The following is a 23,626-nucleotide window of genomic DNA, read 5'->3' as shown; positions in this document are numbered from 1 at the left end:
CTTGTGCGAGGGCAGGGGTCCTCGCGGGGGAGGGAAACCCACATGGGCAGATACGCCCTGCCACGCCGCCGTCTGGCGGTCGCGATCTCCTCGGTGGCACTGGCCCTGTCGGGCGGCGCCGTGCTTCCGACGACGGCCGAGGCGGCCCCGGCCGTCCCGTGGACCTCGGCCACCGCCGTCACAGGCGCCGATACCGACACCCACGTCAAGGACCTCGTGACCACCGCCGACGGGTCCGCCGTCGCGGTGTGGAACCAGTTCGCGGACACGGACAGCACCGAGCGCAAGCTGTACGCCGCCGTCCGCCCCGCCGGCAGTGACACCTGGGGTGCACCGACCCTGCTCACCACCACCCCGGACGAGGCGGGCGGCGTCAAGCTGCACGCCTCCGCCGACGGCACGGTCACCGCGCTGTGGACGGAGTACCCGGACGAGACCTCGCCCGGCGCCGGACCCTTCGACAGCCGGGTCGTCAGCTCCGTGCTCAGCGCCGACCACTCGGCCTGGTCGACGCCGGTCGAGCTCGTCGGCACCGACACGGCCTATGGTGACGGCGGCATCGACCTCGCGGAGGCCCCCGACGGCACGCTCACCGCGGTCTGGAGCGTGCGCACCGACTCCGGCGGCACTCCGTGGGAGGTGTACGCCGCCACCCGCGCCACCGACGGCACCTGGTCGGCGCCCGCCCAGCTCAGCGACACGGTCAAGGACGGCGCCGACAGCGCCCACACCCCGAGCGTCGCCGTCACCTCCGACGGCACCGTCGTCGTCGTGTGGAAGCAGACCGACGGCCCGTCCGCCTCGGTACGCACGGTCTCCCGCGCGCCCGGCGCCACCACGTGGACCGCGCCCGCCGCCGCGACTCCGAGCTACCAGTCGATCAGCGACCCCGAGGTCAGCGCGGCCGACGACGGCACCCTGACCCTGGCCTGGGACGGCAGTGACGCGTCCGAGCGGCAGACCATCCTCACCGCCGCCCGCTCCGCCGACGGCACCTGGGCCGCGCCCGAGGCGGTGACCGGCACCGAGGACCTCGCGGGCACCCCGCAGCCGCTCATCGCACCCGACGGCGATGTCACCCTCGTCTGGGTCGACTACACGACGACCTTCAGCACCCGCACCGCCACCCGCGACGCCGCCACCGGCAGCTGGTCGGCCGTGCAGACGCTGTCCACGTCGTATGTCTCCGAGGCCTGGGACACCGCCATCGCCGACGACGGCACCGTGCACGCCCTGTGGCCCCAGACCGTCGGCGGCAAGGTCGCACTGGTGGAGTCCGTGCGCAGCGACGGCCGGTGGAGCAGCCCGGCCGCGCTGCCGGGCTCGTCGTTCGCCTACGTCCTCGGCCAGGTCAGCGTCGGTGCGGACGGCAGCGCCAGTGCCGTCTGGTCAGGCGCCACGAGCGACTCCTCGAACTCGCAGCTGTTCGGCAGCCGCACCGCCTGGCCTGCGCTCGCCGTCAGCGGTGCCGGCGTCCCGGCGACCGCCCCGCTCAAGGGCACCACCACCGCGAGCAACGCCTGGGCGCCCACCTGGACGCTGAGCCGGCCCACCTCGTCCTGGTCCGTGACCCTCACCGACACGGCCGGCCGGACCGTCCGCACGCTCACCGGCTCGACGACCGACCTGAGCGTCACCGCGAGCTGGAACGGCCGTACGACATCGGGGAGTTACGCCGCCAACGGCGCCCTGACCTGGACCCTGCGAGCCACCCAGGAGGGCGCGGCCTCGGCCGTGAAGCTCGCCTCCGGCACGGTCACCGTCACCGGCGGCGCGGCCGTCGCCCGTGACTTCGGCGGCGCCTCGGCCACCCCGGACGGCACGGGCGACCTCCTCACCCTCAACTCCTCGGGCGCGCTCACCTTCCAGCTGGGCAAGGCGTCCACGGGAGCCTTCTCGGCCAAGGTCAGCGGCAGCGGCTGGCCCACGACCATCAAGGCGATCCCGTTCGGCGACCTGAGCGGGGACCGCTGCAACGACGTCCTCGTACGGCTGAGCAGCGGCGCCCTGCGCCTGTACAAGCCCGGCTGCGGGGCCGCCGTCAAGCCGTCGACGCCGTACACCTCACTCGGCACCAGCGGCTGGAACCAGTACGACGTCCTGACCTCGCCCGGCGACATCAGCGGCGACGGCCGACCCGACCTGATCGCCCGCAACTCCGCCACCGGGACGGTCTACCTGTACAAGGGCACCAGCTCGGGGAAGCTCTCCGCGCGCGTGAAGCTCTACGACAACTGGAAGACGTACAAGAAGATCGTGGGCGTCGGCGATCTCAACGGTGACGGCATCGGCGATCTGCTGGCGCAGGACAAGGCGAACAACCTGTATCGCTACGACGGCACCGGCCAGGGCATCTTCAAGGCCCGCGTGAAGCTGTTCACCAACTGGGGCGGCTCCTACAACGTGATCGTCGGCGTCGGTGACATCACCGGAGACGGCAAGGCCGACCTCGTCTCCCGCGACACCGGCGGCACCCTGTGGCGCAACAGCGGCAACGGCAAGGGGTCGTTCGGGGCGCGGGTGAAGATCGCGACCGCCTTCGGCGGCTACAAGTTCCTTTCGTAGAGGGGTGTTCACGTGCGCAGATGGAGTGCGGCCGTACTGGTGGCCGCGAGCGTGACGGTGGGCGCGTTGCTGCCCGCCACACCGGCGGCCGCCGTCCACGGAGGCGTGCCGGGCGACTTCAACGGCGACGGCTACAAAGACGCCGTTCTGCAGGCTCCGGGGGCGAACGTGTCGGGCAAGGAGGCAGCCGGGGCGGTGGTCGTGCTGTACGGCTCCAAGTCCGGGCTGTCGGCGGGCAACCGTAAGACGATCACTCAGAACAGCTCCGGGGTGCCGGGCACGGCCGAGGCGTACGACCGCTTCGGCGCCGCCACCGCGACGGCCGACCTGAACCGGGACGGGTACGCCGACCTCCTGGTGGGGTCGCCGTACGAGGACACGTCGAAGGGGACCAACGCCGGTGCAGTGACGGTGCTCTGGGGCAGCAGGAGCGGGCTGACCAGCGGGACGGATCTGCCGTCGCCGTCGGGCTCCACGACGTACTACGGGCTGGACCTCGCCGCACTCAGCCTCGGCGCGGGCACGAAGACCAGGGTGGCGGTGGGCGGTTACGACGCCTCCGTGCTCATCACAGGGCCGTTCACCCGCGCCGGCGGCTACGGCTCCCGCACCCTGAACATGGACACCCCCTCCGTGGAGTCCGTCGCGCTGGGCGATTTCGACAAGGACAGCGTGCCCGATCCGGCCCTGGCCACCTCCCGGCTGAGCGACCTGAGCGGCGGCGAGGTCTACACGCACGCCGCCTACGGCGAGGCGCTGAAGGGCAACGGCCTCATCGTGGCCACCGGCGACGTCAACGGCGACGGCTACGCAGACCTCGTGGCCGGCGACCCCGACGAGCCCGAAAAGGCGGGGGTGGACGGAGAGTTGGGCGGCCGGGTCCTCGTCTGGTACGGGTCGGCGAGCGGCATCACGAAGGACACCGCGCCCGTCGCCATCACGCAGAACACCGCCGGAGTCCCCGGCGCGAGCGAGAAGGGGGACGCCTTCGGCGGATCGCTGGCCGTGGCCGACCTCGACCGGGACGGACTCGCCGACATCGTGGTCGGCTCGCCCTACGAACGCCTCGCCGAGATCCACGCCGGCCAGGTGACCGTGATCCCGGGCCGCGCTTCGGGCGCCCTCGGCACCGGCTCGTACTCCTTCTCCCAGGACACCGCAGGCGTTCCGGGCGCCGCCGAGATCGACGACTTGTTCGGTACGACGGTGTCGGTCGGCGACGTCGACAAGGACGGCAGACCGGAGCTGTTCGTCGGTGCGGTCGGTGAGAACAACTTCACCGGCGGGGTCTGGGTCTTCCCCGGCGGCTCCACCCGGCCCACGGCCACCGGCAGCAAGCTGTTCACGGCGGCGTCCGTGGGCCTCACCCAGGGCAACGGCACGCTCCTGGGCGGCAACGGACTGCTCTGGGTGATCTGACCCCGCCACGTACGACAAAGGCGCCCGGGACTTCACCGTCCCGGGCGCCCTCGTACGTGGTCGCGGAGTTACCTCAATTGTTGTCGTTCGTCGCCTCCGGGTCGACGCCCATGGTGAGGGAGCCGATGACGCCCTTGGCGATGTTCTTTTTGTTGTACGTCAGCTTGAGCAGGCCCCCGGTCGTGCCGCTCTGGTCGTAGATCGTGTCCTCGGTGAGCGTGGTGCGCTCGGTGGTGCTGGTGGAGTACGGCTCGACCTCGGCGGAGGCCAGCACGGACGCCTCGTCGAAGAAGAACTGGCCGGTGTGGCAGGTGTTGCCGCCCTCGTAACCGGCGTCCGTCCACTCGCCGTTGACGTGCACCTTGGTGTGGATGTGCACACAACGGCCCCGGTACCAGCCCGGGAAGACCGTCCTGAAGGTGACCTGGCCGTGCTTGTCCGTCTTCCAGGTGCCGCGCAGATAGCGCTCGTCGTCGGTGGGCTCCTGGTGGACGCCGCCACCGGTGCCACCGGTCGGCGCGCCCGTCGGCGGTTCACCCGTCGGGGTACCGCTCGGCGTCCCCGAGGGCGCGTCGGTCGGGGCGGTGCCGCCGCCGGTCGACGAGGACTCGTAGCCCGAGTAGATGCCGAGCGCGTCGCAGTGCCAGATGTCGACGGCGGCGCCGGCGACCGGCTTGCAGGTCTCGGAGTCGATCACCTTGAGCCTGAGCGTGAGGGGGATGCCCTCCTTGTCCTCGGTGATGTCCTGGCGGATCTTGTCGGCGTCGATGTAGTACGGCCCCTCGGTGGTCTCCGAGGTGAGCTTGTAGCAGGCCTCCGACGCGGTGGAAGTGCTGCTCGCGGCGGCACTCGTACCCGTCTCGCCCGCGAACGCACCCGACGCGGCGAGGGTGCCGCCCGCACCCACCGCCACGGCCGCGCCCGCTCCGGCGACGACGACCTTGCGCCGCGTCAGGTCCTTCTTGTGTTTCGGCTGGTTTCCCGTCATGGAAGGCGAAGTTAGGTAAGAAGACTGTCCTCAGCGTGGGAGCGGGCTGTGGCTTGCTGTGGGCTCTTTCAGGTCCGCGCCGGCCCGGGCGCCCCGCAGGTACTTCGCCGCGATCACCGCGAGCAGCGAGGCCGCCGTCAGGATGTAGAGGCCGCCGTTGGTGCTGCCGGTCGTGTCCTTGAGATAGCCGAAGAGGAACGGGGAGACGAAACCGCCCAGATTGCCGATGGAGTTGACGAGGGCCAGGCCAGGTGCGGCGATCCGCAGGTCGAGCCCGGACTGGGCCATGGGCCAGAACAACGTGGCCGCGCACTTCGAGCCGACGCCGGCGAGGGTGATCGCCGCGAGGCCGAACCAGGGGCTGCCGAGGGTGGCGAGATAGGTGCCGCCCGCGGACAGGACCAGGGTGATGGCGAGGTAGGGGCGGCGATCCGGGGCGCGGTCGGTGAAACGGCTCATGGAGTACATGGCGATCATGGAGCAGACCGCGGGGATCGCCGACAGGACGCCGACCTCGAAGGAGGACAGTCCACCGATCTCCTCGACCAGGCTGGGCAGCCAGAAGGTGATCGCGTAGCCGGTGAGAGTCATGGCGAAGAAGGCACCGGTCAGCAGCAGGACCTGCGGGTGGAACAGCAACTTGAGCCGGGACACCTTCGGCGCGCGGCTGCGGACCTGCTGATCCTCGGTGACCGCGGCCCGCAGCGCCGCCTTCTCGTCGGCGTCGAGCCAGCGTGCGTCCTCGATCCGGGAGACCAGGAAGAATCCGGCGGCGATTCCGACGAGCACCGAGAAGGTGCCCTCCAGGCCGAACATCCAGCGCCATCCGGCGATCCCGCCCGCGCCGTGCAGTTCCAGCAGGGCGCCGGTGATCGGGCCGGTCACGATGCCGGCGGCGGCCGAACCACCCAGGAAGATCGCGGTGGCCCGGCCGCGGCTGGCGTCGGGCAGCCACTGGGTGATGTAGAGCATCGCGCCGGGGAAGAAGCCCGCCTCCGCGACACCGAGCAGGAAGCGCAGGACGTAGAACGTCGTGACGTTGTGGATGAAGCACATGGCCACGATCACCAGACCCCAGGTGATCATGATGCGGGTCAGCCAGACCCGGGCGCCGAATCGTTCCAGCAGCATGTTGCTGGGCACCTCGAACAACGCGTACCCGACGAAGAACAGCCCCGCCCCGAAGCCGTACGCCGTCGCGCTGACGCCGACGTCCGCCTGGAGGTCCTCCTGGATGAAGCCGACATTGGTGCGGTCCAGGTTGTTGACCAGCAGCATCAGGACCAGCAGCGGCATCATGCGGCGCAGGAACTTGGCCACGGCACGACTCTCCGCCTCGGGGACGAGCGGCTCTGACATCGTTGTCTCCCTTGCTGTTCATATACATGACCACGCGTCACGTACCTGAGCCCGGAGGACGATACGGAGGGCCATCCTCCGGGTCAATGGGCTGACGCGTGGACATGTATGTGAACTTGGTGAAGACGGGACCGACTCCCCGTCGAAGAAGAACCGGCCGGAGAAAAGCGAAGTGGCTCGGAACCGACCTCGGTTCCGAGCCACCTGCAACCGCAAAGCCCTACTTCGGCTGCGGCTTGCGCACCGACAGGTGCAGTTCCCGCAGCCGGGCCTCCTCCAGCTCCGTCGGCGCGCCCATCATCAGGTCCTGGGCGTTGCCGTTGAGCGGGAAGGAGATGGTCTCGCGGATGTTCGGCTCGTCCGCGAGGAGCATCACGATGCGGTCGACGCCCGGGGCGATACCGCCGTGCGGCGGGGCGCCGAAGCGGAACGCACGCAGCATGCCGGCGAACTTCTCCTCGACGGTCTCGCGGTCGTAGCCCGCGATCTCGAACGCCTTCAGCATGATCTCGGGCTCGTGGTTCCGGATCGCGCCGGAGGACAGCTCGACGCCGTTGCAGACGATGTCGTACTGCCAGCCCAGGATGTCCAGCGGGTCCTGGGTCTCCAGCGCCTCCAGGCCACCCTGCGGCATGGAGAACGGGTTGTGCGAGAAGTCGATCGCGCCGGTCTCCTCGTCCTTCTCGTACATCGGGAAGTCGACGATCCAGCAGAACCGGAACACGCCCTCCTCGAAGTGCCCGGCACGCTTGGCGGCCTCGACCCGCACCGCGCCCATGATCTTCGAGACCTCGTCGAACTCGCCCGCACCGAAGAACACGGCGTGACCGGCGGCCAGCGACAGGCGCTTGGTCAGCTCGGCGACGTTCTCCTCGGTGAGGAACTTCGCGATCGGGCCGGTGAGGGACCCGTCCTCGGCGACGCGGACCCAGGCCAGGCCCTTGGCGCCCTGGGAGACGGCGTAGTCACCGAGCTGGTCGAAGAACTTCCGCGGCTGCGCGGAGACGTCCGGCACCGCCAGCGCCCGCACGTGCTTGCCGGCGAACGCCTTGAACTCCGAACCCTCGAAGACGTCGGTGATGTCGACGAGCTCCAACTGGGCGCGCAGGTCCGGCTTGTCGGAGCCGTACTTCAGCATCGCCTCGCGGAACGGGATCCGCGGGAAGGGAGACGTGACGTGACGGCCGTTGCCGAACTCCTCGAACAGCTCCGTCATGAGCTTCTCGATCGGCTGGAAGACATCCTCCTGCTCGACGAAGCTCATCTCCACGTCGAGCTGGTAGAACTCACCCGGCGAACGGTCCGCGCGCGCGTCCTCGTCACGGAAACAGGGCGCGATCTGGAAGTAGCGGTCGAAGCCGGAGATCATCAGCAGCTGCTTGAACTGCTGCGGTGCCTGGGGGAGCGCGTAGAACTTGCCCGGGTTCAGCCGGGACGGGACCACGAAGTCGCGGGCGCCCTCGGGGGAGGTCGCCGACAGGATCGGGGTCGCCATCTCGTTGAAGCCGAGTGCCGTCATCTTGTGACGGATCGCGGAGATCACCGCCGTACGCAGCATGATGTTCTTGTGCATGCGCTCGCGGCGCAGATCGAGGAAGCGGTACTCCAGGCGCCGCTCCTCGTTGACCCCGTCCTCGGTGTTGATCGTGAACGGCAGCGGGGCGGCCGCGCCGAGCAGCTCCACCTCGCCGACCTCGACCTCGATCTCACCGGTGGGCAGGTCCGCGTTGACGTTCTCGGTACCGCGGGAGACGACCTTGCCGTCGACGCGGACCGTGGACTCCTTGGTCAGCTTGTCGAGGGCCTCGTACGCGGGGGTGCCCGGGCGGGCGACCAGCTGCGTGATGCCGTAGTGATCGCGCAGATCGATGAAGAGGATGCCGCCCAGGTCGCGCCGATTGTGCAGCCAGCCACTCAGTCGGACGTCGGTGCCGACGTCAGAGGAGCGGAGCTCGCCGCAGGTGTGGGACCTGTACCGATGCATCGTCGTTCATCCAGCCTTCGCGGATCGGGGTTTGTTTCACGTGAAACTCCCCCAAGCCTACCGGGGCCCCCAGGACCGTCTCCCACCATTACGACTCGGCCAACAGTGGCACTCCGGGAACTCCTGTTCTTAAAGTAGGGCAATGCGCACTGGTGAGCCCCTGCCCGCCGTGGGGGACGTCCTCACCGCCCTCGCGACCGGCCTGTGGCACTGGGACACCGCCACCGAGCTGGTCACGGTCGACGCCGAAGCAGCTCGGCTGCTCGAGCTGCCCGCCGAGCGGACCACCCTCACAGAGGCCCAGGCACGGGCCCGTCTCCACCCGGTCGACTGGAACGAGATCATCAGCGTCGTCGGGCTCGCCGTCGCCGAGGACACACTCGCCGAGGTCCGGATCAGGATCATGGACGAGCGGGGCCGGGTGATCCGTACCGTGCGCAGCCGCTCCAAGCCGTCGTACGACAAGGACAAGAAGTCGTTCCAGCTGATCGGCACGCTCCAGGAGGTCACCGAGCCGACCCCCGGCACCCCCGCCGGACGCACCGCGGTCACCGGCGACTGGCGGCGCTCCCGCGAGGCCTTCCTGCTCGACGCGGGCCGCGCCCTGGCCGAGGCCCGCTCCACCGCCGAGGTGCTGCGGGTGGCCGCGGGCCTGTCCATGCCCGGCTTCAGCCCCGACGGCCTGGCCGTCTTCGGCGTCGAGGGCGACCGCCTGACGATCATCGGCCACCACGGACAGCAGCCCGGAGACGAGAGCCCCTTCTCCCACATGTCCCTGGAGACGGACTACCCGGCCGCCGAGGTCGTGCGCACCGGCCGTGCCGTCTATCTCTCCAGCCCCGAGGCCTACCGCTCCCGCTATCCGGTCACCTGGCCGCTCGCCCAGCGCTTCGACCGCCAGTCCTGGGCGTTCCTGCCGCTGACGGTGGCCGGCCGCACGATGGGCGCGTGGATGGCGGGCTTCGCCTACCCGGTCGCGTTCACACCGGACGAGCGCTCGGTCCTCACGACGGTGGCACGGATGCTGGCCCAGGCCCTGTCCCGCGCGGGCCTCGCCGAGTCGGAGCGCGAGCTGACCGACGGCCTCCAGCGCTCGATGCTCCCCACCCTCGGCCCCGAGATACCCGGCATGACCGTCGCCGCCCGCTATGTCCCCACCGGCGGCGGCCTCCAGGTCGGCGGCGACTGGTACGACATGATCCCGCTTCCCAACGGCAGGTTCGCCCTGGTCATCGGGGACGTCCAGGGCCATGACGTGCGGGCGGCGGGCCTCATGGGCCAGCTCCGGATCGCCCTGCGCGCCTACGCCGCCGAGGGCCACCGCCCCGACGCGGTCCTCTCCCGCGCCTCACGCTTCCTGAACGGCATGACGTACGGCGCCGACGACCCCTCCGACACGCGCTTCGCGACCTGCCTGTACGTCGAGGCCGATCCGGTGACCGGCGTCCTGGAGGTGGCACGGGCCGGGCATCCCGACCCGGCGATCCGGATGGCCGACGGTACGGTCCTGGCCCGCCACACCGAAGGCGGCCTCCCGCTGGGCATCGACCCGGACGCCGACTACCCCACGACCCGGATCGTCCTGGAGCCCGGCGAGACGCTCATGCTCTGCACCGACGGGCTGATCGAGACCGGCGGCCACGACTTCGAGACCGGCTGGAAGCGCATCCGCACCATCCTGGAGAACCACGACGGCGGCCTGGAGGAACTCGCCGACGCCCTGGTCCAGGCCGTCCACGGCCCCTCCTCCCACCACACCACCGGCCCCCTCGCCGACCGCCGTGAGGACGACATCGCGGTCGTGCTGCTGTGCCGGCAGGGGGAGGGCTGCGGTTGCGGGGACACGGCCGTCGCGGCGCCGCCGGTCCGCCGCACGATGCTCTCCGTGGCCCAGGCGGAACCGGAACGGGTCGGGGTGGCCCGCCGGCAACTGCGCGAACTGCTGCACGACTGGCCCTCGGCCGACCAGGTCGACTCGGCGGTCCTGCTGCTGTCCGAGATGCTGACCAACGTCCTGGTCCACACCGACGCGGACGCGCTGCTGCTCGCGGAGATCCGCGGCGAGGCGGGCGACCGGCGCATGCGCGTCGAGGTCACCGACACCAGCGACGACCTCCCCCACAAGCGCCGCCCCGGCGAACTGGCCTCCTCGGGCCGCGGCCTGATGCTGATCGAACTACTGGCGGACCTGTGGGGGGTGGACCCCCAGGGCGAGGGCAAGAGCATCTGGTTCGAGCTGTACGAGTCCTCCGGGGGGACCGGCGAGTAGCGCGGCTGGAGCAGCGGCTCCGCGAGAGCGACCGAATCGATACTTCTTTCGCTATATCGGGTGAACGATCTTCCTTCGGACATCAGTTGCACGCGCCGGTGCCTAGCTTCCGGAGCGGAGGTGATGCTCGATGGACGAGCAGAACAGCACGGAACAGCGAAATGACGCGATCGACATCAACGACTTCGTGTTCGCGGCGACAGGGGCGCGGGTGCGGAGGCTGACGATGCCGGATGGGACGCACTGGTTCCCGGCGGTGGACGTGTGCAAAGAGCTGGGGTACACGACCACTCGAAAGGCACTGCTGGATCACGTTCCTGAAGAACACCGAGAGGTTCTGGAGAGTGTGACTGGAAGGCACACTCTCAGCATTCCCGCAGGTCGGGAGTGGCGACGAGACATGAACCTGGTGGATCTCCAGGGTCTGATCCGGTTGGTCAACGGCTGCACAAAGCCGGCGTCCCGGCACTTCAAGGAGTGGGTCTCGGGGGTCATCGCCACCATCCAGCGCGACGGCTCCTACTCCCTGGAACCGGCCGCCGTGCAGCCCGCCCCCTCCGGCTGCACGGCCTACGCCATGCCCCAGCAGATCGCCGATGCCCTCGTCTCGCTCGAACAGCGGAGCATCCGGACGGAGGAGCTGCTGAGGCAGATCAACAACGGCCAGACCGTGATCGTCGAGGTGCTGCGGGACATCGCCCAGACCCTCCGACGCCCCACCGATCGAGCCCGCCCCGTCCAGGCACCAGAGTTGACGCCCGAGCAACTCCTGATCAACTGGAAGACCAGGAACCTCATCGTCACCGAGGACATCCACACCGTGGCCGCCCACCTGGCCCCGGCCCTGCTGCACGGCGGGGCCGACTACAGCGTGGAGGAGATCGCCGTCTGCACCGGCCTCACGCCCGACCGTGTCCGCGATTGCCTGGAGCTGCTGTCCGAGCACGGATGCGTACGGCAAGTGGGCCGTGCACCTGACGGCGCACCGTTCTACGTGCTGCCGTAGTCCGCCAGCCCAGCCCATGCAGAACAGGCCCGAAGCCGCAATCCAAGCTTGCGGCTTCGGGCCTGGTCGTACCGTACTCGTCCTCGCAGCCCCTACAGGCCACCCTCGGACATCCCGTGCACGGCGGGGATCGTCCCCAGCCGGCCCTTCTGGAAGTCGTCGAACGCCTGCTGCAGCTCGTCACGGGTGTTCATGACGAACGGGCCGTAGTGCACCATCGGTTCGCGGATCGGCTGTCCGCCCAGGAGTACGACCTCCATGTCAGGCGTGTGGGAGTCCTGCTTCTCGTCCGCGCGCACCGTCAGGGAACCGCCGGCTCCGAAGACCGCCGTCTGGCCCAGCTGGATCGGACGGCGCTCCGCGCCCACCGAACCGCGGCCCGCCAGCACGTACGCCAGTCCGTTGAAGTCCTCACGCCACGGGAGTGTGAGTTCGGCGCCGGGTGCCACCGTCGCATGGATCATCGTGATCGGGGTGTGGGTGATACCGGGGCCTTGGTGACCGTCCAGCTCACCCGCGATGACACGGAGCAGCGCGCCACCGTCGGGGGTCGACAGGAGTTGCACGTGGCCACCCCGGATGTCCTGGTACCGCGGCGCCATCATCTTGTCCTTGGCCGGCAGGTTCACCCACAGCTGGAGGCCGTGGAAGAGACCGCCGGACATGACGAGCGCCTCCGGCGGAGCCTCGATGTGGAGGAGACCCGAGCCGGCCGTCATCCACTGGGTGTCGCCGTTGGTGATGGTGCCGCCGCCACCGTTGGAGTCCTGGTGGTCGAAGATCCCGTCGATGATGTAGGTGACGGTCTCGAAGCCACGGTGCGGGTGCCAGGGGGTCCCCTTCGGCTCGCCGGGCGCATAATCCACCTCGCCCATCTGATCCATCATGATGAACGGGTCGAGGTTCCGGTAATGGATCCCGGCGAACGCCCGTCGTACCGGGAAGCCCTCGCCCTCGAAGCCACTCGGCGCCGTGGTCACGCCGAGGACGGGACGGGCCACCGCGTCCGCCGTCGCGGCCACGCGAGGCAGGGTCAGCGGGTTGTCGACAGTCACTGCAGGCATGTCGGTACCTCCTTGTGGTTCGAGTTTAGTTGAGCATTGAACTTTCTGCCACCTCTAACGGCAGAAGCCCGGAGGACATTCCCTCCAGGCTTCCGCGAGACGCCGCACCCCCTGAAGAGGTCAGGCGGCGAGCTCCGGTTCCCGATCAGCCATCTTCTCCGGCGTCCGCCGACCGTCCCGCATCACGAGCGTCGCCAGCAGTGCCGCCGCCAGGACACCGATCGCGCTGACGGTGAAGGTCATGGACATGGAGGCGGTGAAGGCCTCGCGGGCCGACGCCACCAGGCCCGGATCCTTCAGGGCCACCACCGCGGCTATCGAGTGCCGCGCCTGCTCCGGCGTTCCCTCGGGCATCCGGGCCGCGAAGCCGCTCGACAGGAGCGAACCCAGGATCGCGATGCCCAGCGCGGTGCCGGCCTGCTGGACGGTGTCGTTCAGGGCCGAGCCGACGCCCGCTTTGTCCTCGGGGATGGTGCCCATCAGGGCCGCCACCGCGGCCGGCATCGCCAGACCCGCGCCGAGCCCGAGCAGTCCGAGCGCGACTGCCGGGACGGTGAATCCGGAGTCCGCCGTGACCGTGGTCAGCAGGGCGAAGCAGGCCGCCATCACCAGCATGCCCGCGAGGATCACCCACCGGTTGCCGTACTTCGCGGCGAGCTTCACGCCCACCCCGTTGCCCAGCAGGGCCGTGATCGCCAGGGGCAGGAAGGCCAGGCCGGCCTTGACCGCTGAGTAGCCGAGCACGAACTGGAGGTACTGGGTGAGCACGAGCAGCAGACCGCCGTTGCCTGTCTGGACCAGGGCCAGCGAGAGCGAACCGCCGCTGAAGTCGCGGTGCTTGAAGAGGACCAGCGGGACCATGGGGGACTTCGTGACGTTCTCCCAGATCACGAAGCCGGCCAGGGACACGACGGCCACGGGCAGGGCAGCCGTCCACACCCCGTGCTGCGGGAGCTCGATGATCCACCAGACCAGGGCGGTCATCCCGGCCGCCGACAGCACGGCGCCCAGCGGGTCGGCCTTCTGCCAGGGCGCCTTCGACTCCGGCATCAGCGTCAGACCGGCGACGATCGCCAGGGCCACGACCGGCACGTTCAGGTAGAAGATGGACTGCCAGGAGAAGTGGTCGATCAGGACGCCGCCGAGTACCGGACTGCCGACCAGCCCGAGCATCGCCACCGAGCTCCAGGCCGCCATCGCCTTGCCGCGCTCGTCCTCGTCGAAGACGGTGATGAGGATCGAGAGCGTGGACGGCATGATCAGCGCCCCGCCGAGGCCCATCGCGATGCGTACGGCTATCACTTCGCCGGGGGTGGTGCACCAGGTCGCGGCCAGTGAGGCGGCCCCGAAGAGCAGGAGCCCGATCAGCATCACCTTCCGGCGGCCGAACCGGTCGCCCAGGCTGCCGGAGGTGAGCAGGAGGCCGGCGAAGACCAGGATGTAGGAGTCCAGGATCCATTGGGTGTCCTGGGCGCTCGCCCCGATCTCCTCGGTCATGACCGGCACCGCCACGGTCAGCGCCATGCTGTCGACGACCAGCACGAGGCTGCTGAGGCAGAGCACGACCAGGATCCACCAGCGGCGTGGATTGCGGGCTTCCAAGGCGTCGTCCATGACAGTTCCCCTCCGACTTCGTGAACACCGTTCGTTCGTTGCGAACACTGTACGCAGACAGGAACATCGTACGCAAGCCCCGATTGATGTACGCTCGATGCGAACGACGTACGCAGCAGGACGGGTCGCGGAAGCAGCGGAAGCAGCGGAAGCAGCGGAAGCAGCGGAAGCAGCGGAAGAAGGAGTATCGATGACGACGAAGCCGATCCCCATCCCTTCCGTCTGGGCCCGCCCGCAGCGCGAGTCCGACCAGCCGGCGCTCAGCCGTGCCGCGATCGTGCGCGAGGCGATCGTCATGCTGGACGCGGAGGGCGTCGAGGCGCTGAGCATGCGCAAGCTCGCCACCCGGCTGAACGCCGGTGCGGCCTCCCTCTACCGGCACGTGGCCACGAAGGACGAGCTGATGGAGCTGGCGGTGGACGAGGTCGCCGCGGAGATCCACGTCCCGTCGGCGGACGGCCCCGAGTGGCGCGCGGCCGTCACGGAGGCGGCCCGGTCCTTCCGTATGACGGCTCTGCGGCACCCGTGGCTGCCACCGGTGCTCGGCCAGGCGGGCCTCGCCTATCTCGGCCCCAACCTCATGTCCTACTCGGAGCGGCTTGCGGCCCTGTTCACGGCCGCCGGATTCGCCGATCCCGGCACGGCGATCGACGCGGTGCTGTCGTACGTGATCGGTATGAGCACCACGGAGGCCGCCTGGCTCACCACGGTCGCCCGCTCCGGCGACTCCGAGTCGGGCCTGATCGCCCGCCTCCTGCCCGCGGTGCAGCAGGCGACGGCCCCGCACAGCCACCTGTCCCAGGGCTACGCCGAGACGGAGGAGGCGGCGACCACGGACCCGGCGGCGCTGCGGGACGCGAAATTCGAGGCCGCCCTGGACATCGTCCTGGACGGCCTGTCACTGCGCCTTGGAACACTGGGCTCCTGAAGCCCCGGGCACCTGAACCCGCGGGGCGGTGAGCGTGCTACCCGTACATCCTGCGCATGGCGAACTCGACCATCTGTTCCACCGCCTTCGCGTCGAAGACGATCCGGTGCTCGCCCTCCATGTCGAGGACGAACCCGTACCCGGTCGGCAGCAGGTCGAGGACCTCGGCGCCGGTGATCACGAAGTACTTGGACTCCTTGCCCGCGTACCGCCGCAGTTCCTTGAGCGTGGTGAACATGGGGATCACCGGCTGCTGGGTGTTGTGCAGGGCCAGGAATCCGGGGTTGTCGCCGCGCGGGCAGTAGACCTTGGACGTGGCGAAGACCTGCTGGAAGTCCTCGGCCGACATCTGGCCGGTGGTGAAGGCGCGCACCGCGTCCGCGAGGGAGGGCGGGGACGGCTCGGGGTACAGCGGCGGCTGCTGGCCGTACCCGCCCACACCGCCGGCCATGGGCTGCTGCGGCGGGACGCCGTACTGCTGCTGGGCACCAGCGTTCTGGTCGTAGCCGTACATGGGCGTAAGAGTACCGAGGGGGTGAGGGCGGTGGGCGGCTGCCGGCATCCGGAAAACCGACAGCGACCCGACAGCCGCCGGCCCTGGGCTTGTGGCGACCGCCGCTCGTAGCGTCGGTTCATGCGCCGACATCACGACGACGAGGTCCATGAGGACGAGATCCACGAGCACGACAGGGGGCTCTCCTATGACCTTCCCGTGCTCGCCCGCCGCCGGATGATCCGGCTCATGGCGGGAGTGGGGGCAGGTCTGGTGCCCCTGGTGGGGTGCACCGCCGACGACGGCTCTTCTCCCTCGGCGAGCGCCGCGGGTTCAGCGAGCTCCGCGGGTTCCGCGAGTTCCGCGGGTTCGGCGAGCTCCGCCGAGTGCGTCACCGTCCCCGAGGAGACCGCCGGGCCCTACCCCGGCGACGGCTCGAACGGCGTGAACGTGCTGAAGGAGAGCGGGGTCGTCCGCGGCGACATCACCAGGAGCTTCGGTGACTCCGCGGGCGGGACCGCCGAGGGCGTCCCCCTGACCTTCACGCTCACGGTCGTGGACGCCGCCTCCGGCTGCGGGACCCCCAAGCGGGGCGCGGCCGTCTATGTGTGGCACTGCGACCGCGAGGGCGGCTATTCGCTGTACACCGAGGGCGTCGCCGACGAGAACTACCTGCGCGGTGTCCAGGAGACCGACGAGCAGGGGCAGGTGACCTTCACCAGCGTCTTCCCCGGCTGCTACACCGGCCGTTGGCCGCACATCCATTTCGAGGTCTACGGCAGCCTCGCGGACGCCACCACGGCCACCGCGATCACCGGCACTTCGCAGCTCGCGCTCCCGAAGGACGTCTGCGACACGGTGTACGCCACCGAGGGCTACGAGAGCAGTGTGGACAACCTGGGCCGGCTCTCGCTGGAGTCGGACAGCGTCTTCAGGGACGGTTACGACCAGCAGCTGGCGGTGGTGAAGGGGAGCGTGGTGGAGGGGTACACCGCCACGTTGACCATCGCGGTGTGAACCGTCACAGATGGCCGGATCGGGGTTGCGGCTTATTACCGACGGGTAGCATCATCGGAGCTACTTGTTGGTATGTGAACTAGCGCGAGGAACGACGTGCCTCGCCGAACTCTTAACGGAGCCGTCGCCATGGGGCACTACAAGTCGAATCTGCGCGACATCGAGTTCAACCTCTTCGAAGTACTCGGGCGGGACAAGCTGTACGGCACCGGCCCGTTCGCGGAGATGGACGTCGAGACCGCGAAGAGCGTCCTGGAGGAGCTGACCCGTCTCTCGGAGAACGAGCTGGCGGAGTCCTTCGCGGATGCCGACCGCAACCCGCCGGTCTTCGACCCGGAGACGAACACCGCGCCGGTCCCGGCGTCCTTCAAGAAGAGCTACAAGGCCTTCATGGACTCCGAGTACTGGCGGCTCGGTCTGCCCGAGGAGATCGGCGGCACGACGGCTCCGCCGTCCCTGATCTGGTCGTACGCCGAGCTGATCCTCGGCGCGAACCCGGCCGTGTGGATGTACTCCTCCGGCCCGGCGTTCGCCGGGATCCTCTTCGACGAGGGCAACGAGGTCCAGAAGAAGATCGCCCGGATCGCCGTGGAGCGGACCTGGGGTTCGACCATGGTGCTGACCGAGCCCGACGCGGGCTCCGACGTCGGCGCCGGCCGTACCAAGGCGGTCCAGCAGGAGGACGGCTCCTGGCACATCGAGGGCGTCAAGCGGTTCATCACCTCCGGTGAGCACGACATGGAGGAGAACATCCTTCACTACGTGCTCGCCCGGCCGGAGGGTGCCGGTCCCGGCACCAAGGGGCTGTCCCTCTTCCTCGTCCCGAAGTACCTGTTCGACGTCGAGACCGGCGAGCTGGGCGAGCGCAACGGCGTGTACGCGACGAACGTCGAGCACAAGATGGGCCTGAAGGCCTCCAACACCTGCGAGATGACCTTCGGCGACCGGCACCCCGCCAAGGGCTGGCTGATCGGCGACAAGCACGACGGCATCCGCCAGATGTTCCGGATCATCGAGTTCGCGCGGATGATGGTCGGCACGAAGGCCATCTCCACGCTGTCGACGGGCTACCTGAACGCGCTGGAGTACGCCAAGGAGCGCGTCCAGGGCCCGGACCTGGCGAACTTCATGGACAAGACCGCGCCCAAGGTCACCATCACCCACCACCCCGACGTGCGCCGCGCGCTGATCACGCAGAAGGCGTACGCGGAGGGCATGCGCGCCCTCGTGCTCTACACCGCCTCCATCCAGGACGCGATCGCCGTCAAGGAGGCCGCGGGCGAGGACACGAAGACCGAGCACGCGCTGAACGACCTGCTCCTGCCGATCGTCAAGGGGTACGGCTCCGAGAAGGGCTACGAGCAGCTCGCCCAGTCGCTGCAGACCTTCGGCGGCTCCGGCTTCCTGCAGGAGTACCCGATCGAGCAGTACATCCGCGACGCCAAGATCGACACCCTGTACGAGGGCACCACCGCGATCCAGGGCCAGGACTTCTTCTTCCGGAAGATCGTCCGCAACCAGGGCGCGGCCCTCAACTCCCTCGCCGAGGACATCAAGAAGTTCCTGGCGCTGGGCACCGGCGGCGAGGAGTTCGCGGGCGCCCGTGAGCACCTGGCCAAGGCGGCCGTCGAGCTGGAGGCGATCGTCGGTCTGATGCTGACCGACCTCGCGGCCACCGAGCAGGACGTCAAGAACATCTACAAGGTGGGCCTCAACACCACCCGCCTTCTGATGGCCTCCGGTGACGTCGTCGTCGGCTACCTGCTCCTCAAGGGCGCGGCGATCGCCGCCGAAAAGCTGGAGACGGCCTCCGCGAAGGACAAGGCCTTCTACACCGGCAAGATCGCGGCGGCGAAGTTCTTCGCGGCCAACGTCCTGCCCGGCGTGACCCTGGCCCGCAAGGTCGCCGAGGGCGTCGAGCTGGACCTGATGGAGCTGGACGAAGCCGCGTTCTAGGACACACCCGTACAGCTGCACACGTCCTCACGAGGGCCCGCTCCCATCGCCGGGAGCGGGCTCTCGTACGTCGTTAAGGTGAACCCATGAGCGCACCCCACCGCCTCGACCGCGGCCACACCGACGACCTCATGACCTTCCTGGCGGCGAGCCCCACGCCGTACCACGCGGTGGCGAACGCCGCCGAGCGGCTGGAGAAGGCCGGCTTCCGCCAGGTCTCGGAGACGGACGCCTGGGACGCGGAGACCGCGGGGGGTTCCGCCTCGGGGAGCGGCGGCAAGTACGTGCTGCGCGGCGGCGCGATCATCGCCTGGTACGTCCCCGAGGGCGCGGCGCCCCACACGCCGTACCGCATCGTGGGCGCGCACACCGACTCCCCGAACCTGCGGGTCAAGCCGCTGCCGGACACCGGGGCGCACGGCTGGCGCCAGGTCGCCGTGGAGATCTACGGCGGGCCGCTGATGAACTCCTGGCTCGACCGCGACCTGGGGCTGGCCGGCCGGCTGACCCTGCGGGACGGTTCGACGCGGCTGGTGAACGTGGACCGGCCGCTGCTCAGGGTGCCGCAGCTGGCGATCCACCTGGACCGCGCGGTGTCGGCGGAGGGGCTCAAGCTCGACAAGCAGCGGCATCTGCAGCCCGTCTGGGGTCTCGGCGACGACGTGCGCGACGGTGACCTGATCGCCTTCCTGGAGGAGGAGTCGGGGCTCGGCGCGGGCGAGGTGACCGGCTGGGACCTGATGACGCACTCCGTGGAGGCGCCCGCCTACCTGGGCCGGGACAAGGAGTTGGTGGCGGGCCCGCGCATGGACAACCTGCTGTCCGTGCACGCCGGGGTGGCCGCCCTGACCGCGGTGGCCGGCGGTTCGGAGCTGCCGTACATCCCCGTCCTCGCCGCCTTCGACCACGAGGAGAACGGTTCGCAGTCGGACACGGGCGCCGACGGGCCGCTGCTCGGCGGGATCCTGGAGCGCTCGGTGTTCGCGCGCGGCGGGTCGTACGAGGACCGGGCGCGGGCCTTCGCGGGGACGGTCTGCCTGTCCTCCGACACCGGGCACGCCGTGCACCCCAACTACGCGGAGCGGCACGACCCGACGCACCACCCGCGCGTCAACGGCGGCCCGATCCTCAAGGTCAACGTCAACAACCGCTATGCCACGGACGGTTCGGGCCGGGCCGTGTGGGCCGCCGCCTGCGAGAAGGCCGGCGTGCCCTTCCAGTCCTTCGTCTCCAACAACTCCATGCCCTGCGGCACGACCATCGGCCCGATCACCGCGGCCCGGCACGGCATCAAGACCGTCGACATCGGCGTGGCGATCCTGTCGATGCACAGCGTCCGGGAGTTGTGCGGCGCGGACGACCCGCATCTGCTGGCCAACGCTCTGGTGGCGTTCCTGGAGGGGTAGTTCGCGGGAAGGAGGGGTACCCGCAGGTTCGGGCCGGAACGACCGGACCTGACAGGGAGGCGACACTCATGGGCCTCGGCGGGTGCATCATTCTCATCGCCGTGGGAGCAATCCTCACGTTCGCCACCGACTGGCACATGCAGGGGGTCAACCTCGACCTGGTCGGTGTGATCCTGATGATCGTGGGACTGATCGGCGTGACGACGTTCAGCAGCATCGCCCGGCGGCGGCGCGTGGTGGTACCGCCCACCACGCCGACGGTCGTCGAGGAGGAGCGGCATGTCCGCCGGGACGGATACTCCGACGGATACGGCGTTTAAGTCGCATTCATAGGACAACCTTGAGCAATCTGTGATCTGGGTTGACTTGTGCGCTTGTGTGAAAGTCGTGAAGACTCGGGATCCTTGAGAGCCCGGGGGGTCAGCAGTGCCGGGCGTGAACCACCAGCACACCCGGGAGCTCCCCGTGCTCCACCCCACGACGACCGTCGCGGCCCCCCTTCCGGGACCACCGCGCCCTCACCGGCACGCCGCTCGCCGCGCGCACGCCGCCCCCGACGAATTCGACGGCCCACAGCGCCTGGTGGCGCTGATACCGGCCCACAACGAGCAGGACCGCATCGCCGACGCGATCCAGGGCCTGTGGCGGCAGACCCGGCGTCCCGACCTGATCGTCGTGGTGGCCGACAACTGCACCGACGCCACCGCCGAGATCGCCGTCGCGCACGGCGCCCAGGTCTTCGCCACCCAGGGCAACACACACAAGAAGGCCGGCGCCCTCAACCAGGCCATCGCCTGGGTGCTGCCCCATCTCGAGGACCGCGACCTTTTGTTGGTGCAGGACGCCGACACCGTGCTCAGCCCGTGGTTCAGCGAGACCGCGCTCGGCACCTTCAACCGCAAGGTCGGCGCCGTCGGCGGCGTCTTCTACGGCGAGGACGGCGGCGGTCTGCTCGGACTGCTCCAGCGCATGGAGTTCCACCGCTACGCCTGGGAACTGGAGCGCACCGGCGGCAAGGCCCAGGTGCTCACCGGCACCGGCACCATGTTCCGCGCCCGCGTCCTGCGCGAGGTGCGCGTCGCCCGCCGCGACGGAGTGATCGGCGGCGGCCACGCCTACTACAGTCTCGCCTCGCTCACCGAGGACGACGAGATGACCAAGGCGGTCAAGACCCTCGGCTACCGGACCATGTCGCCGGCCGGCTGCGCGGTCACCACCGAGGTCATGCCCTCGCTGGGCAAGCTGTGGCACCAACGGCTGCGGTGGCAGCGCGGAGCCCTGGAGAACCTGCGCGACTACGGCTGGACCCGTGTCACCGCCCGCTACTTCCTGCAGCAGTTCCTCATGGGGTTCGGCGCGCTGTCCTTCCTGGTCTATCTGACCTACATGGTCACGTACAGCGCGCTGTACGGCTGGCCCGGCTTCTCGCCCTTCTGGACCGCGATCGGGCTCGTCTTCGTGGTCGAGAAGACGGTCTCCGTGCGCCGGGCCGGGCCGCGTGCCGTGCTGGTGGCGGCGCTGATGATCCCCGAGATGCTCTACGACCTTTTCCAGCACGCCGTCTACTTCTCCTCGCTGTGGGGCCTGTTGCGCCGCAGCGAGGAGAAGTGGGTGGCCACGTAACCCTCACGTCCCTCAAGGAGAAACATCATGTACGGAAGAGTGATCGGCGCGGGAACGACCGGTGCCGGGGGCGCCACGCTCGCGGCGACCGGGCTGTGGCTGAACAGCATGGCGATGGTGGTGACCGCCACGACGTTGGTGGCGGCCGGGGTCGCGCTGTACAAGCTGGTGCCGCGGAGGCGGCGACCGCAGCACTCCTGAAGGCAGACCGGGTGGCCCGCCGTACCGCGGCGGGCCTCGTCGGGTGGTGCACCGGCGTCACGTACAACCCTTGGGCCCCGCCGGCGGTCTCCTGATCGCCAACTGGCCGTGTCCCAGAGGACAACACGTGGCAAACACGACCGGTTCGCACCCCATTGACGCGGATGCCCGCCAGGCATCCCCCGCATGCCGCAGGAGAACCCGCATGCACCAGTACCGCCATCCGTATCTGCGACTCGCCCTCGCGACGGCCGCCGCTGCCGCGCTGACGGGCGGTCTGCTCACGGTCTCGGCGACGACGGCCACCGCCGCCGACTCGTTCAAGGTCGCGAAGGCCGACTTCAACGGCGACGGCATCGGCGACGTCCTCGCCACGGCCGCCGGCGCCTCCGTCAGCGGCCACGCCAACGCCGGCCAGGTCGTCGCCCTCTACGGCAGCCGCACCACCGGCGTGACCTCGGCCAAGCGCACGGTCCTCAGCCAGAATTCCGGCACCGTGCCCGGCAGCGCCGAGACCGGCGACTGGTTCGGCGGCGCGACGGCGTACGCCGACTTCAACGGTGACGGGTACGACGACCTCGCCGTGGCCTCGCCGTACGAGAAGGTCGGCACCGACACCGACGGCGGCGCCCTCGCGATCCTGTGGGGCTCGGCGAGCGGCCTCACCGGCAAGGCCAGCGACGTACCGGATCCGGCCGTCTCCTCGCACGACAACTGGGGCCTGTCCCTGGCCGCCGGCGACTTCGACGGCGACGGCAAGGCCGACCTGGCCGTCGGCAGCTCGGCCGCCACCCTCTACGTCTACAAGGGCGGCTTCAGCAGCTCCACCGGGCAGCCCGGTGGCCGCTACACCGTCAAGCCCCCGATCCAGCCCGGCTCGGCCGACTTCCCGTACGGCCCCGAGCAGCTCACGGCCGGCGACGTGAACGGCGACGGCCGCACCGACCTGGTGGTCGACGGCTTCGAGACGCAGACCGAGAACGGCTGGAACACCAACTACTACGTGCCCGGCACCGCGAGCGGTCTGAGCGTCGCGGGCGTCAAGACCCTCAAGCCGGGCATCGTCACCGGCATCGGCGACATCAACGGCGACGGCTACGGCGACATCGTCACCGGCGCCGGCTGGGACGCCACGACCAGCGACGGCCAGACCATCCCGGACGCCTCGAACGGCGGCAAGGTCAGCATCACCTACGGCTCCGCGTCCGGACCCGCCTCGACCACCGGCATCACCCAGAACACCGGGAACGTCCCCGGCAGTTCGGAGAAGGGTGACGCCTTCGGCTGGGACCTGGACCTGGGCGACGTCAACGGCGACGGCTACCAGGACCTGGTCGTCTCCACCCCGAACGAGGACCTCGGCAGCGTCACCAACGCCGGCATGGTCACCGTCATGTACGGCTCGGCGAGCGGCATCAACACCTCCACCGGCCTGCAGTCCTTCGAGCAGAACACGACGGGCGTTCCCGGCACCTCCGAGAAGAACGACCTGTTCGGCGCCGACGTCAAGCTCGACGACGTCAACGGCGACGGCAGGGCGGACCTGGTCGTCGGGTCGTACGAGGACGGCGGCGACGGAGCGGTGACCTACCTGCCCTCCACCGGCACGAAGATCGGCACGACCGGCGCCCGCGCCCTCTCCGTGACCGCGGTGGGCGTCTCCACCGCCGGCACCCCGCAGTTCGGCGCGCTCTTCGCCGACTAGCCCGCGGGCGGGCCCGGGACGCGGGCCCG

Annotated in this window: 18 protein-coding genes; 12 read left to right on the top strand and 6 right to left on the bottom strand. The window is 69.6% G+C overall.

Annotated features, from left to right (window positions below; genetic code table 11):
- Positions 1-42 precede the first annotated feature (42 nt).
- Both ACIBJB_RS17765 and ACIBJB_RS17760 read left to right on the top strand, forming a co-directional pair.
- Complete coding sequence (locus tag ACIBJB_RS17765; RefSeq protein ID WP_398931423.1) at positions 43-2,565, top strand: FG-GAP-like repeat-containing protein; 2,523 nt, start codon at positions 43-45, stop codon at positions 2,563-2,565.
- Between the two features lie 12 nt (positions 2,566-2,577).
- Positions 2,578-3,984: a VCBS repeat-containing protein gene (locus ACIBJB_RS17760; RefSeq protein ID WP_398931421.1), complete on the top strand. Its 1,407-nt coding sequence runs from the start codon at positions 2,578-2,580 to the stop codon at positions 3,982-3,984.
- 73 nt (positions 3,985-4,057) lie between these two features.
- Here ACIBJB_RS17760 and ACIBJB_RS17755 read toward each other — a convergent pair whose 3' ends face one another.
- From ACIBJB_RS17755 to aspS, 3 genes are all read right to left on the bottom strand, one after another.
- Positions 4,058-4,972, bottom strand: a complete 915-nt coding sequence (locus ACIBJB_RS17755) for an intradiol ring-cleavage dioxygenase (protein WP_398931419.1) — start codon at positions 4,970-4,972, stop codon at positions 4,058-4,060.
- 30 nt (positions 4,973-5,002) lie between these two features.
- Positions 5,003-6,331: an MFS transporter gene (locus ACIBJB_RS17750; protein ID WP_398931417.1), complete on the bottom strand. Its 1,329-nt coding sequence runs from the start codon at positions 6,329-6,331 to the stop codon at positions 5,003-5,005.
- Between the two features lie 220 nt (positions 6,332-6,551).
- Positions 6,552-8,315, bottom strand: coding sequence for an aspartate--tRNA ligase (gene aspS / locus ACIBJB_RS17745; RefSeq protein ID WP_311713429.1), 1,764 nt, complete (start codon positions 8,313-8,315; stop codon positions 6,552-6,554).
- A gap of 142 nt (positions 8,316-8,457) precedes the next feature.
- On the opposite strand from aspS, the gene ACIBJB_RS17740 reads away from it, so the two are divergent.
- On the top strand, positions 8,458-10,584 hold the full coding sequence (locus ACIBJB_RS17740; protein WP_398931415.1) for a SpoIIE family protein phosphatase: 2,127 nt from the start codon (positions 8,458-8,460) through the stop codon (positions 10,582-10,584).
- A gap of 130 nt (positions 10,585-10,714) precedes the next feature.
- Positions 10,715-11,590 (top strand): Bro-N domain-containing protein, encoded by an 876-nt coding sequence (locus ACIBJB_RS17735; RefSeq protein WP_398931413.1) that lies wholly within the window; start codon positions 10,715-10,717, stop codon positions 11,588-11,590.
- 92 nt (positions 11,591-11,682) lie between these two features.
- On the opposite strand, the gene ACIBJB_RS17730 is transcribed toward ACIBJB_RS17735, so the two are convergent.
- Together ACIBJB_RS17730 and ACIBJB_RS17725 are read right to left on the bottom strand one after the other, a co-directional pair.
- Positions 11,683-12,654: a pirin family protein gene (locus tag ACIBJB_RS17730; RefSeq protein WP_398931410.1), complete on the bottom strand. Its 972-nt coding sequence runs from the start codon at positions 12,652-12,654 to the stop codon at positions 11,683-11,685.
- 120 nt (positions 12,655-12,774) lie between these two features.
- Complete coding sequence (locus tag ACIBJB_RS17725) at positions 12,775-14,268, bottom strand: MFS transporter (RefSeq protein ID WP_398931408.1); 1,494 nt, start codon at positions 14,266-14,268, stop codon at positions 12,775-12,777.
- Positions 14,269-14,458: 190 nt separating this feature from the next.
- Between ACIBJB_RS17725 and ACIBJB_RS17720 the strand changes: the two genes are divergently transcribed.
- A complete protein-coding gene (locus ACIBJB_RS17720; RefSeq protein WP_398931406.1) occupies positions 14,459-15,196 on the top strand; it encodes a TetR/AcrR family transcriptional regulator C-terminal domain-containing protein in 738 nt (245 codons plus the stop codon).
- Positions 15,197-15,233: 37 nt separating this feature from the next.
- Here ACIBJB_RS17720 and ACIBJB_RS17715 read toward each other — a convergent pair whose 3' ends face one another.
- Positions 15,234-15,710 (bottom strand): SseB family protein, encoded by a 477-nt coding sequence (locus tag ACIBJB_RS17715; protein ID WP_020119415.1) that lies wholly within the window; start codon positions 15,708-15,710, stop codon positions 15,234-15,236.
- A 120-nt stretch (positions 15,711-15,830) separates the two neighbouring features.
- On the opposite strand from ACIBJB_RS17715, the gene ACIBJB_RS17710 reads away from it, so the two are divergent.
- The 7 genes from ACIBJB_RS17710 to ACIBJB_RS17680 all read left to right on the top strand — a co-directional run bounded on the left by ACIBJB_RS17710 (position 15,831) and on the right by ACIBJB_RS17680 (position 23,597).
- A complete protein-coding gene (locus ACIBJB_RS17710; protein WP_398931404.1) occupies positions 15,831-16,706 on the top strand; it encodes an intradiol ring-cleavage dioxygenase in 876 nt (291 codons plus the stop codon).
- 129 nt (positions 16,707-16,835) lie between these two features.
- Positions 16,836-18,662: an acyl-CoA dehydrogenase gene (locus ACIBJB_RS17705; protein ID WP_398931402.1), complete on the top strand. Its 1,827-nt coding sequence runs from the start codon at positions 16,836-16,838 to the stop codon at positions 18,660-18,662.
- Positions 18,663-18,748: 86 nt separating this feature from the next.
- Entirely contained in the window at positions 18,749-20,068 is a 1,320-nt protein-coding gene (locus ACIBJB_RS17700; protein ID WP_398931400.1) for a M18 family aminopeptidase, read from the top strand.
- 68 nt (positions 20,069-20,136) lie between these two features.
- Entirely contained in the window at positions 20,137-20,388 is a 252-nt protein-coding gene (locus ACIBJB_RS17695; RefSeq protein ID WP_062040842.1) for a DUF6458 family protein, read from the top strand.
- Positions 20,389-20,650: 262 nt separating this feature from the next.
- The gene (locus ACIBJB_RS17690; RefSeq protein ID WP_398932000.1) at positions 20,651-21,691 is read left to right on the top strand and encodes a glycosyltransferase; all 1,041 of its coding nucleotides are present in this window, start codon (positions 20,651-20,653) and stop codon (positions 21,689-21,691) included.
- Between the two features lie 27 nt (positions 21,692-21,718).
- Positions 21,719-21,892, top strand: coding sequence for a hypothetical protein (locus ACIBJB_RS17685; RefSeq protein ID WP_398931398.1), 174 nt, complete (start codon positions 21,719-21,721; stop codon positions 21,890-21,892).
- A 205-nt stretch (positions 21,893-22,097) separates the two neighbouring features.
- Positions 22,098-23,597 carry an FG-GAP and VCBS repeat-containing protein gene (locus tag ACIBJB_RS17680; RefSeq protein WP_398931396.1) on the top strand — a complete coding sequence of 500 codons (1,500 nt, stop codon included), beginning with the start codon at positions 22,098-22,100 and terminating at the stop codon, positions 23,595-23,597.
- Positions 23,598-23,626 lie beyond the last annotated feature (29 nt).

It is taken from the genome of Streptomyces sp. NPDC050759 (assembly GCF_044456945.1).
Lineage (GTDB): Bacteria > Actinomycetota > Actinomycetes > Streptomycetales > Streptomycetaceae > Streptomyces.
The sequence above is the reverse complement of the archived record's forward strand: the minus strand, read 5'-3'. Positions and strand labels throughout refer to the sequence as shown.